General features: G+C 70.4%; 8 protein-coding genes. 2 read left to right on the top strand and 6 right to left on the bottom strand.

Annotation, left to right across the window (positions count from 1 at the left end; genetic code table 11):
* Nucleotides 1-45: 45 nt before the first annotated feature.
* From ASC64_RS08850 to ASC64_RS08825, 6 genes are all read right to left on the bottom strand, one after another.
* Nucleotides 46-2106, bottom strand: a complete 2061-nt coding sequence (locus tag ASC64_RS08850; protein ID WP_082550314.1) for an ABC transporter permease — start codon at nucleotides 2104-2106, stop codon at nucleotides 46-48.
* 1 nt (nucleotide 2107) lies between these two features.
* On the bottom strand, nucleotides 2108-3136 hold the full coding sequence (locus ASC64_RS08845; protein ID WP_056907149.1) for a quaternary amine ABC transporter ATP-binding protein: 1029 nt from the start codon (nucleotides 3134-3136) through the stop codon (nucleotides 2108-2110).
* Nucleotides 3137-3462: 326 nt separating this feature from the next.
* Nucleotides 3463-5493: a choline BCCT transporter BetT gene (gene betT, locus ASC64_RS08840; RefSeq protein ID WP_056907148.1), complete on the bottom strand. Its 2031-nt coding sequence runs from the start codon at nucleotides 5491-5493 to the stop codon at nucleotides 3463-3465.
* Between the two features lie 55 nt (nucleotides 5494-5548).
* Nucleotides 5549-7258 (bottom strand): choline dehydrogenase, encoded by a 1710-nt coding sequence (gene betA / locus ASC64_RS08835; RefSeq protein ID WP_056907147.1) that lies wholly within the window; start codon nucleotides 7256-7258, stop codon nucleotides 5549-5551.
* Complete coding sequence (locus ASC64_RS08830; protein WP_056907146.1) at nucleotides 7255-8733, bottom strand: aldehyde dehydrogenase family protein; 1479 nt, start codon at nucleotides 8731-8733, stop codon at nucleotides 7255-7257. Before ASC64_RS08830 ends, betA begins: the two co-directional genes overlap by 4 nt.
* Before the next feature lie 90 nt (nucleotides 8734-8823).
* Entirely contained in the window at nucleotides 8824-9597 is a 774-nt protein-coding gene (locus ASC64_RS08825) for an IclR family transcriptional regulator (RefSeq protein WP_056907145.1), read from the bottom strand.
* Between the two features lie 99 nt (nucleotides 9598-9696).
* On the opposite strand from ASC64_RS08825, the gene purU reads away from it, so the two are divergent.
* Nucleotides 9697-10545, top strand: coding sequence for a formyltetrahydrofolate deformylase (purU, locus tag ASC64_RS08820; RefSeq protein ID WP_235563605.1), 849 nt, complete (start codon nucleotides 9697-9699; stop codon nucleotides 10543-10545).
* A gap of 37 nt (nucleotides 10546-10582) precedes the next feature.
* A complete protein-coding gene (locus ASC64_RS08815) occupies nucleotides 10583-12262 on the top strand; it encodes a formate--tetrahydrofolate ligase (protein WP_056907143.1) in 1680 nt (559 codons plus the stop codon).
* The last annotated feature ends 8 nt before the right edge of the window (nucleotides 12263-12270 follow it).

The raw sequence follows: 12270 nt of genomic DNA, 5'->3' as shown, positions 1-12270 counted from the left end.
ATCTGCTGGTGGGCTTGTGTGGGATCTGGCTGGGGCGGGCGGCGGTCATGCACCGGGCGGGCCGATGGGCAATCGGATGTTGAAGGGCCTTCGGGAGCCGGGTCCGTCGTCGCGGCGGACGTCGGAGGCGGCGCGGGTGATCCGGTCGAGCATCACGCCGAGCAGCACGATGGTGATACCCGCAGCCAGGCCCTTCCCCCACGCCTCACTGCGCGCGAAGCCGTAGACGACGTCATAGCCCAGGGCCCCGGCCCCGACCAGGCCGCCGATGACCGTCATCGACAGGACGTAGAGCAGGCCTTGGTTGGTCGCGAGCACGAGGGAGCCCTTGGCCATGGGCAGCTGGACCTTGGTGATCTCCTGCCAGGTGGTCTGGCCGGTCGAGCGGCCCGCCTCGATCGTGGTGGGCGAGACGGCCTTCACACCGTCGGCGACGAGCTTGATCGCTGCCGGCGCGGCGTACACGATGCCCGCGACGATCGCGGTGAAGCGGGACGGGCCGAAGAGCGCGAGCACGGGGATCAGGTAGACGAACGGCGGGATGGTCTGGCCGGCGTCGAGCAGCGGCCGGATGCCGAGGTCGACGCGACGGTCGCGCGCCATCCAGACGCCGAAGACGAGAGCCAGGATCATCACCAGCACGGTGGCGACGAGCGTCATGTTGAGGGTGATCATCGCGTCGTGCCACAGGTCGAAGTACCAGATGCCGGCCAGGCACACGGCCGTGCTGACCAGCGCGCGCAGACCACCGAAGACGAAGGCCAGCGCGGCGATCGCCACGAACGCCAGCCACCAGGGCGAATCCGCGAGCAACGCCTGCGTGCGGTTCAGGAACTGGTTGGTGACGAGGTCCTTGACCCACCCGGTAGCGCCGCCGAACGTGTCGGTGAACCAGTCGACACCGTCGCTCACGGCGGTCGCGATCGTGTCGCCGATGCTGTACGTCGGGAACTCGGCGAGGCCGACGTAGGTGCGCGAGAGGTAGACCGCGACCAGCGTCGCCGCGCCGCCGCCGATGATCAGCCCCCGGCGCACGCGCGGGTCGCCGCCACCACCGCGCGCGACCCTCTCGGCGCGCTCGCTCGCCGCGGTCGTGGTTCGGTCGAGCATCACCGCCATCACCACGATCAGCGCACCGGGCACGAAGGCCGTGCCGACGTCGTTGATGCGCAGGCCGTCGAGCACCGGCTTGCCGAGCCCGGGGCCGTTGACGAAGGCGGCCAGTGTGGCCATCGACAGCGCTGCCAGCGTGGTCTGGTTGAGACCGACGATGATGGTCTTGCGGGCCATCGGGATCTGCACCTTGAGCAACCGCTGCCAGTAGGTCTGGCCGGCCGAGTCGGTGGCCTCGATGGTCGTCGCCGACACCTCGCGGATGCCGAAGCCCGCGATCCGGATCAGGGGCGGCAACGCGTAGATGAGTGTGGAGACCACGGCCGCGCTCGGGCCGATGCCGAAGAAGAGCACGATCGGGAGCAGGTAGACGAACGTCGGCATCGTCTGCATGAAGTCGAGGAAGGGCGTGACGACCTGGTTGGCCCGCGCGCTGGTGCCGATCAGGACGGCCAGCGGGATCCCGATGACGACGGCGAGCACGACCGAGATGCCGGTGATGATGAGCAGGTCGAGCGAGTCCTGCCAGTAGCCGAGGACGCCGAAGGACAGGAACGACGCCGCCACGAGCAGGGCGATGCGCCAGTTCGCGACGACCAGGCCGACGTAGGTCGCGATGGCGACGACGCCCAGCCAGCCGATCTCGGGCACCGGCCGCGGGAAGTTGGGCAGGACGACCATCCGCTGGAGCCACTCGACCGCACTGCGCAACGCGTCGGCGATCGCGTTGGTGAACTGCATGACCGGATTGGTCGCGCGGCCGGCCAGCAGGTCGTTCTGGAACTCGGTGAGCCGGTCGTGCAAACCGGTGCGGGACGTGCCAGGCAGAGCGAGGGTGTCGTTGCCGTTCGTGAAGTACCAGGCCACGACCCAGACGGCCAGGATCACCGCCGCCGGGATCCAGCGGCTCACCCTCGTGTGTTCCTCGACCGGCGGCGCGGCGCCGGGCTCGACGGGCTTGGGCGTCGGCGCGGTCGAGGTGGTGGCGCTCATGTCACTTCACCTCTTCCTCCGCCACGACCACGCGCATGATGTCCTCCTCATCGACCACACCGAGGAGGGTGTCGCCGTCCACCACCCGGATCGGCGCGTCGGAGGCGATCGCGGCGCGCGCCGCCTGGCGTACGACGGTGGTGACCGGGAGGGTGGGCCCGTCCATGGCCTCGCCGGGGCGGGGCTCGCGCATCACCCACTTCAGCGTGAGGACGTGGGCCTTGGGCACCTCGGAGACGAAGTCCTTGACGTAGTCGTCGGCCGGGCGGGCCACGACCTCGTCGGGGGTGCCGATCTGCACGATCTCGCCGTCGCGCAGGATCATGATCCGGTCGCCCAGCTTGAGCGCCTCGGCGAGGTCGTGGGTGATGAACACCATCGTCTTCCCGAGCTCGCTGTGGAGGCGGATCACCTCGTTCTGCATGTCGCGGCGGATCAGTGGGTCGAGCGCGGAGAACGGCTCGTCGAACAGCAGCATCTCCGGGTCGCCCGCCAGCGCACGGGCCAGGCCGACGCGCTGTTGCATGCCGCCGGAGAGCTGGTCGGGGTAGGACCTCTCGTAGCCCTCCAGGCCGACCAGGTCGATGATCTCGGTGGCCTTCGCGCGCCGCTCCTTCTTGCCGACGCCGCGCACCTCCAGCCCGTAGGCGACGTTGTCGATCACCTGGCGGTGCGGGAGCAGGCCGAAGTGCTGGAACACCATCGACACCTGCTTGCGACGCACGTCGCGCAGCTGGCTCTCCGATGCCGACGTGATGTCGACCCCGCCGAGCTGGACGGTCCCGCTGGTGGGCTCGATGAGGCGGGTGAGCAGCCGGACCAGCGTCGACTTCCCCGACCCGGACAGCCCCATCACCACGAAGACCTCGCCGGGGGCGACCTCGAAGGAGACGTCCTTGACGCCGACCACGTTGCCCGTCTTGGCCTTGAGCTCGGCGCGCGAGAGCTCGGCGTCCGGCGTCCCGATGACCTTGTCGGACCGGGGCCCGAAGATCTTCCAGAGACTGTCGACCGACAGGGCTGCCGTCATGACTTCTCCTCCGCCTGGCGGGGTTTCGCCCCGGTGCCGTGACGGCGGGGAGCAGGTGTGTGGAGCGGCATGCCGACACGCTGCCCGCCGTCGACCACGAGCGCCGAGCACAGCGGGGACATACCCAGAATGTGGTCAGCGGTGCTGACGGGAAGATCCGGCACGCGTGTCCTCGCCTTCGACGTTGTTGCGTATGCCGCAACTGGATGCTCGCAGCGCAACCAGCCGGACAAGCGAAGGATCCTGCGAGACCTCCGCCCGGTCAAGGGGGGTCGGCACACCGTGACCTGCCGGTGACCCGTCCCGACCGTGCCGAAGGGCCCGGATCAGAGCGTGCGGAGGAACTCCAGGTGCCGCTCGTACTGGTCGAGGCAGTCGTGGATGACCTGCTCGGGGGTGTAGCCCATGACGTCGTAGTCCTGCCCGCCGTCGGTGAGGTGCACCTCCAGCCGGGCGTACTGGTCGCGGTTGCCGATCATCCGGCCTCCGTAGGTCGGCACCGGCGAGCGGCGCACCACGACGCGGTAGACGAACCCGTCCTCGCCCTGCTCGGTCGCGAGCTCGACCCACGGCAGCACGTCGCTGCCGATCGCCCCACCGACGGAGACGGCGGCCGGGACGCCCATCGACGTCAGCTCCTGGGCGACCTCGGTCAGTGCGGGCGCGACCGTCGAGGCCAGGTAGTCGGCCGCCGCGTCGTCGTCGACGAAGTTGACCGCCCGCGCGAGCCGCGCCTTCCATGCCTTCCGGTTGTCCTCGGTCGACCCGGTGCGCGCGGAGAGGAGCGGTGCGATGCCACGCACGCCCCCGGCCTTGCGCCCCTCCTCACGCAGGGACCGGAACAGCCCCCACATCACGAGCACCAGGACGAAGGCGAACGGAAGGCCCATGATGATCGTGGCGTACTGCAGGGCGAAGATCCCGCCGACGGCGAGCATCGCGACCGTGAGCAGGCCGGTGATGCTCGCCCACGACACGCGCAGCCAGGGCGCACAGTCCTGCTGGACGTCGTGGAGCTCGGAGCAGAGGTTGCCCATCACGAGGGCCGCGGAGTCGGCCGAGGTGATGTAGAAGAGCAGGCCGACCAGGAAGGCGACGAAGATGACGGCGTTGGCCAGCGGGTAGTCCTTCAACAGCTCGTAGAAGCCGACGCCCGTGAAGTCGACGGCGACGTCGGCGAAGGCGTCGTCGCCGCCGCGGACCTTGTCGATGGCCGCGTTGCCGAAGATCGAGATCCACATGACGATGTAGCTGAACGGGATGACCATCGTGCCGAGCACGAACTGACGGATCGTGCGCCCGCGCGAGATCCGCGCCAGGAACTGGCCGACGAACGACGCCCACGCCACCCACCAGGCCCAGAAGAACAGCGTCCGGAGCTGCATCCACTCCTGGGTGTCGGTGAAGGCGAACGTCTCGAGGGTCTTCGCCGGGAACGTGCGGACGAAGTCGCCGACGTTCATCACCACGGCGTTGAGCAGGAACGACGTCCGGCCGGTGACGAGCACCCAGCCGGCCAGCAGGAGGGCCAGCAGCACGTTGAGCTGGGAGAGGAACCGGATCCCCTTGTCGACGCCTGTCGTGGCCGAGACCGCAGCCACCGTGACCGCGAGGACGGCCAGCGCCGCCTGGGCCCCGGTGCCCACCCCCACTCCGAAGATCACGTTGAGCCCGACGTTGAGGAACACGACCCCGATCCCGAGGCTGGTCGCAACCCCGAAGATCGTGCCCAGCACGGCGGCGGTGTCGACGGCGTGGCCCAGCGGTCCCTCGATCCGCTTGCCGAACACGGGGTGGAGCGCGGACCGGACGGCCAGCGGGAGGTTCTTCCGGTAGGAGAAGTAGGCCAGGGCGAGCCCCATCAGGGCGTACATCGCCCACCCGGTGACGCCGTAGTGGAAGAGGGTCCACACCGTCGCGTCGCGGGCCGCGTCCACGGTGCCCGGCTCGCCGACCGGCGGCGCGGTGTACTGGGACACCGGCTCGATGACGGAGTAGAACATCACGTCGGTGCCGATGCCGGCAGCGAAGAGCATGCTCGCCCACGCGAACGTGGAGAACTCCGGGCGGGAGTGGTCGGGGCCGAGCCGGATGCTGCCGTAGCGCGAGGCGCCGAGGAAGATCACGAAGCCGACGATCACGGTCGCCAGCGCGACGTAGAACCAGCCGAAGCCGGTGCCGACGCGCGACACGATGTCGCCGATGACCTTCTCCGCGTTGGTCGGGGACACGAGCGCCCACAGGGTCACCACGCAGACCCCCGCGAAGGAGGTGATGAAGACCGGCCACCGCACCGAGGGGCCGGCAGCTCCGGACCCCGGATCGTGGTGGGGGCGCGCGTCGAGCTGTGCGGTCATGGTGCCTCCGGTCTCGGCTGTCGCGGACGGGCTGTCCCGTCCGTCCCGGGCGTGGTCAGCTGTTGCGCGGGTCTCCCGGTGGGTGGAGCGGGCTCGCGTCCCGGTGCCGGTAGTAGGGGACGTCGGACGCGGCGAGCGGGGTGTTGCCCAGGATCAGGTCAGCCGCCTTCTCGGCGACCATCATCACCGGGGCGTAGATGTTGCCGTTGGTGACGTAGGGGAAGACGCTGGCGTCGACGACGCGGAGGCCCTCGGTCCCGTGCACGCGCATGCTGCCCGGGTCGACCACGGCCATGTCGTCGGTGCCCATCTTCGCCGTGCACGAGGGGTGCAGCGCCGTCTCGGCGTCCTTGCGCACCCACTCCAGGATCTCCTCGTCGGTCTCCACCGAGTGGCCCGGCGAGAGCTCACCACCGTTGAACGGCGCGAACGCCGGTTGGTTGAGGATGTCGCGCGCGACGCGCACGGCCTCGACCCACTCGCGCTTGTCGTTGTCGGTCGAGAGGTAGTTGAACAGCATCTTCGGCTTCTGCTTCGGGTCGGCCGAGGCGATGCGGACCCACCCGCGGGTGTCGGCGTACATCGGCCCGATGTGCACCTGGTAGCCGTGGGCGTACTTGTCCTGCCCGGCCGGCGCGGAGCCGTCGTAGCGGATCGCGATCGGCAGGAAGTGGAACATCAGGTTGGGCCAGTCGACGTCGTCGTTGGACCGGCAGAACCCGCCGCCCTCGAAGTGGTTGGACGCCGCCGTGCCGGTGCGCTTGAGCAGCCACTCGAGCCCGACGAGGGGACGGTTGCGCCACTTGAGGCCCTCGACGATCGACACCGGCTGGAGCGAGGCGTACTGGATGTAGACCTCGAGGTGGTCCTGCAGGTTCTCCCCGACGCCGGGGAGGTCGTGCACCATCTCCACGCCGAGCGGGCGCAGGTGCTCGGGGTTGCCGATGCCCGAGAGCTGGAGCAGCTGCGGCGAGTTGATCGCACCCCCACAGAGGATCACCTCGCCCGCAGCCACGTAGTCGCGCCGCCGACCGGCGCGGAGGTACTCCACGCCCACCGCCCGCCGGCCGTCGAACCGCACCCGCGTGGCGTGCGCGAACGTCTCCACCGTGAGGTTCTTGCGTCCCATCACCGGGTGGAGGTAGGCCCGGGCGGCGGACATCCGGACGCCCTTGACGATGTTGCGGTCGAAGCGCCCGAAGCCCTCCTGCCGGTAGCCGTTGACGTCGTCGGTCAGCGGGTAGCCGGCCTGTTGCGCGGCCTCGAAGAAGGCGCTGAAGAGGGGGTTGGTGGCCGGGCTGCGCTCGAGCTTGAGCGGTCCGGAGCCGCCACGCCAGGCGTCGGCGCCCACCATCCCGTCCGGCAGGATGAGCGACTCCATGCGCTTGAAGTACGGCAGGCAGTGGCGGTAGTCCCACGCCTCCATGCCCGGGTCGGCGGCCCAGCGCTCGTAGTCCATCGGGTTGCCGCGCTGGAAGATCATGCCGTTGATCGAGGACGAGCCGCCCAGCACCTTGCCGCGTGCGTGGTAGACGCGCCGTCCACCCATGGCCGGCTCCGGCTCGGTCTCGTACTTCCAGTCGTAGAGCGCATTGCCGATGGGGAACGGCAGTGCAGCAGGTGCGTGGATCAGCGGGTCGAAGCGGTCGGTGCGCCCTGCCTCGAGCACCAGCACGCTGGTCGAGGGATCCGCGGAGAGCCGGTTGGCCAACGCCGAGCCCGCCGAGCCACCCCCGACGATCACGTAGTCGTAGGACGTGCTCATGCGCGGTCGCCGCCGAACCAGCGCTGCACGGCGGGCCGGATGTTGTGCCAGACGTGCTTGGTCTCGCGGTACTCCTCCAGCCCGGCCACGCCGAGCTCGCGACCGGTGCCGGACTGCTTGTAGCCGCCCCACTCGGCCTGGGGGACGTAGGGGTGGTAGTCGTTGATCCAGACCGTCCCCATCCGCAGGCGCGCCGCCACCCGTTGGGCGCGGCCCGCGTCCTGGGTCCAGACCGCCCCGGCGAGGCCGTAGATGCTGTCGTTGGCGATCGCCACCGCGTCGTCCTCGCCGCTGAAGGTCTCGACCGTGCGCACCGGTCCGAACGACTCGTCCTGCGTCACCGACATCGACGACGTGCAGCGGTCGAGGATCGTCGGCAGGTAGTAGAACCCGTCGGCCAACGACTCGTCGTCCGGCCGGGCGCCCCCGCAGCGCAGCACGGCCCCCTCCTCGAGCCCGCGGGCGACGTAGGCCTCCACCTTGTCGCGGTGGGCTGCACTGGTCAGCGGACCGGTCTCGGCGGACTCGTCGAAGGGACCGCCGAGCCGGATCTGCGTCGCCTGGTCGACCAGCGCGTCGACGAAGCGGTCGTGCACCGACTCCTCCACGAGGAGCCGGGCGCCCGCTGAGCACACCTGGCCCGAGTGCAGGAAGACGGCCGTGAGGGCGTAGTCGAGGGCGACGTCCAGGTCGGCGTCGGCGAAGACGATGTTGGGGTTCTTGCCGCCGAGCTCGAGGGCGACCTTCTTCACCGTCGCGGACGCCGCCTCGGCGATCCGGCGGCCGGTCTCGAGACCGCCGGTGAAGGACACCATGTCGACGCGCGGGTCGGTCGAGAGCGGAGCGCCGGCGGTGGCGCCGGGTCCGAGGACCAGGTTGCCGACCCCCGGCGGCAGTCCCGTCTCCTCGAGCAGGCGCATGAGGTGGATCGCCGAGTGCGGGGTGAGCTCGCTGGGCTTCAGCACGAACGTGTTGCCGGCGGCGAGGCACGGGGCGACCTTCCAGGACACCTGCAGCAGGGGGTAGTTCCAGGGCGTGACCAGCCCGCACACCCCGATCGGCTCGTGGACGATCCGGCTCACCACGTCGGGGTTGCCGGTGTCGACCACGCGGCCGGACTCCTCGGCGGCGATCCGTCCGTAGTGCCGGAACACCGACACGACGTCGGCCACGTCGTACTGGCCCTCGACGAAGCGCTTGCCCGTGTCGAGCGACTCCATCCGGGCGATCTCGTCGGTGTCGCGCTCCAGCAGGCCCGCGAGCCGCAGCAGCAGGTCTCCCCGCTCACGGCTCGAGGTGTGCGGCCACGGGCCGTCGTGGAAGGCCGCGTGCGCCGCGGCGATGGCGGCGTCGGTGTCGGCGGCGCCCCCCTCGTCGACCTCCGCGACGAGGCTCCCGTCGGCCGGGCAGCGGATCTCGCGGTGCTCACCGGTGCGGGCCGGGACCCAGCGTCCGTCGATGTACAGGTCAGCCACAGTGCCTCCCTCTCGTCTGCCGAAACAATGCTGCGACCCGGGCCGAGCGTCAAGCCTCGGTCCGGCATGTGTGGACCGGCCGGCGACGGGTCAGCGATGACCCCAGCCGAGGCGGTGGGACACCTCGGCGGCGGACGACACGGTCAGTGCGACCACGTGGTCCAGACGTTCGGCGCCGAGCCGGAAGGACGGTCCCGAGACGCTCATCGAGGCCACGACGTCGCCGTGCGCGTTGCGGACCGGGGCGGCGACTGCGGTGAGGCCGACCTCGAGCTCGTCGACGGCGAGCGCGTAGCCCTGGTCGCGCACGCGGGCCAGCTCGTCGCGCAGCTTCGCCCGGCGGGTGATCGTGTGCTCGGTGTAGGTCGACAGCGTGCCGAGCGCGGCGTCGAGCTCGTGGTCGGCGAGCCCGCTCAGCAGCACCTTGCCGTTGCTCGTGGCGTGCAGCGGGATGTGCTGGCCGACCCAGTTGTGCGGCTGCAGGGCCGAGGAGCCGGCCACCTGGTCGAGGTAGAGCGCCGACCCGTCCGAGAGCACCGCGACGTTGACGGTCTCCCCGGTGTCGGCCGCGAGCTGGCGGCAGATCGGGCGCGCCTCCTGGACGAGGTCGAGCCGTGCGGTGGTGGCGCCGGCCAGGCGCAGGATGCCCACCCCGAGCCGGTAGCGTCCGCGGTCACCGGTCTGTTCCACCAGGCGGTGCGACTCGAGGGTGGCGACCAGCCGGAAGGCGGTGCTCTTGTGCACCCCGAGCTCGGCCGCGATCTCGGTGACGCCGCCCTCGCCGGTGCGTGCGAGGACCTCCAGGATGCTGAGTGCCCGATCGACCGACTGGACGCCGGTGCCGGCCTCGGCGGCGTTGCGCATGGCGCGACACTAGCGCACGAGCTGTTGCGTATCGCAGACTTCGTTTCGTCAAGCGCAACAATGGGCGCCCTTGACAGCACCCCTGAAGGAGCAGCATCCGTGGGAGACTTCGTCCTCATCCTCTCGTGCCCCGACCGGCCGGGCATCGTGCACGCCGTGTCCGGGTTCCTCGTGGAACACGGCGGCAACATCGTCGAGAGCCAGCAGTTCGGGGACAGCCTCACCGACCGCTTCTTCATGCGGATCGGCTTCACCACCGGCGACGGGCACGACGCGGCCTCGCTGCACGCTGCCTTCGAGACCGTTGCCCAGCGCTTCGCGATGGCGTACGAGCTGTGGGCGGCGCAGGCGCCGTACCGCACGCTGCTGATGGTCTCCAAGCACCTGCACTGCCTCAACGACCTGCTCTTCCGCGCCAGCACGGGCGCCCTCCAGGTCGAGATCCCCGTCGTGGTGTCCAACCACCGCGACGCCGAGCCGCTCGTGCGCTCCTACGGCATCGACTTCCTGCACCTGCCGGTCACCCCGGACACCAAGGCGGACGCGGAGAAGCGGCTGCTCGAGGTCGTCGAGGAGACCGGCACCGACCTCGTCGTCCTCGCCCGCTACATGCAGGTGCTGTCCGACGACCTGTGCCGGCAGCTGTCCGGGCGGGCGATCAACATCCATCACTCGTTCCTGCCCAGCTTCAAGGGCGCCCGGCCCTACCACCAGGCCTTCGACCGCGGCGTGAAGCTCGTCGGTGCGACAGCGCACTACGTCACCGCCGACCTCGACGAGGGGCCGATCATCGAGCAGGACGTGATCCGGGTCGACCACACCTACGACCAGGACCAGCTCGTCGCCGCCGGGCGCGACGTCGAGGCGCACGTGCTCTCCCGAGCCGTGCGCTGGCACACCCAGTCCCGGGTGCTGCTCAACGGGGACCGCACCGTCGTCTTCAGGTAGGCGACGCACCAACGGCGCAACAACGGAGGGACCACCCATGCTGTCCGACATCGAGATCGCCAACGCTGCCGTGCTGCGCCCCATCCGCGAGATCGCGGACCGGACGCTGGGCATCCCGGAGGAGAGCCTGGTCCCCTACGGCCACTACAAGGCCAAGGTCGACCTCGGCTACGTCGCCTCGCTGGCGGACCGGCCTCTCGGCCGGCTGGTGCTGGTGACCGCGCTGTCGCCGACCCCGCCCGGCGAGGGCAAGACGACCACCACGGTGGGTCTCACCGACGCGCTCCACGGACTGGGGCACAGCACCGTCGCCTGCCTGCGTGAGCCCTCGATGGGACCGGTGTTCGGCATGAAGGGCGGTGCCGCCGGCGGCGGCTACAGCCAGGTCGTCCCGATGACCGACATCAACCTGCACTTCACCGGGGACTTCGCCGCCATCGCAGCGGCCAACAACCTGCTCGCCGCGTTGATCGACAACCACGTCCACCACGGCAACGAGCTCGACATCGACGTCCGCAGCATCACGTGGAAGCGCGTGCTCGACGTCAACGACCGCGCGCTGCGCGAGGTGACCGTCGCCCTCGGCGGGCACGCGAACGGCTTCCCGCGCGAGGACGGCTTCGACATCGTGGTGGCCTCGGAGCTGATGGCGATCTTCTGCCTCACCGAGTCGTGGGGCGACCTCAAGCGTCGCATCGGCGACATCGTGGTCGGCTACACGCGCGCCATGGCCCCGGTCACCGCGCGCGAGCTCGGCGCCGACGGCGCCATGGCCGCGCTCCTGCGCGACGCCCTGGCCCCCAACCTGGTGCAGACGCTCGAGGGCGCTCCCGCGTTCGTGCACGGCGGCCCGTTCGCCAACATCGCCCACGGCTGCAGCTCCGTGATGGCGACGCGCGCCGGGCTGCGGCTGGCCGACATCGTCGTCACCGAGGCCGGCTTCGGCGCCGACCTCGGTGCGGAGAAGTTCGTCGACATCAAGTGCCGCAAGTCCGGGCTGCGCCCCGACGTGGCGGTGGTCGTGGCGACGGTGCGGGCACTCAAGTACCACGGTGGCGTCGCGCTCACCGACCTCGGCACCGAGGACCTCGCCGCGGTGGAGGCGGGCATGGTCAACCTGCGCAGGCACCTCGACAACATCCGCGACGTCTACGGCATCCCGTGCGTGGTCGCGGTCAATCGGTTCCCCACCGACAGCGACCTCGAGGTCGCGAAGGTGGTCGAGCTCGTCGGCGCGGAGGGCGTACGCGCCTTCCCGGCCACCCACTTCGCCGACGGCGGCACCGGTGCACAGGACCTGGCGAAGGGCGTGCTGGCCGCCCTGGACGAGCCGTCGCCGTACGAGTTCTCCTTCACCTACGACGACGACCTCTCCCTGACCGAGAAGGTCGAGGCCATCGCGACCCGGCTCTACGGCGCCGGGCTGGTCACGTGGGAGGCGCGGGCGCGTCGGCGGCTGCTGCGCATCGAGAAGGACGGCTACGGAGGGCTGCCGGTCTGCGTGGCCAAGACCCAGTACTCCTTCTCGACCGACCCCACCTCCCTCGGCGCCCCGTCGGGCCACGAGCTGCACGTGCGCGAGGTCCGGCTCTCGGCCGGCGCCGGCTTCGTGGTGGTCGTGTGCGGCGACATGATGACCATGCCCGGGCTCCCCCGCGACCCCTCCGCCGGCCGCATCGACCTCCTCGACGACGGGACCATCCTCGGCCTCAGCTGAGCGCCCGG

This window comes from Nocardioides sp. Root122, from assembly GCF_001425025.1.
GTDB lineage: Bacteria > Actinomycetota > Actinomycetes > Propionibacteriales > Nocardioidaceae > Nocardioides.
The sequence above is the reverse complement of the archived record's forward strand: the minus strand, read 5'-3'. Positions and strand labels throughout refer to the sequence as shown.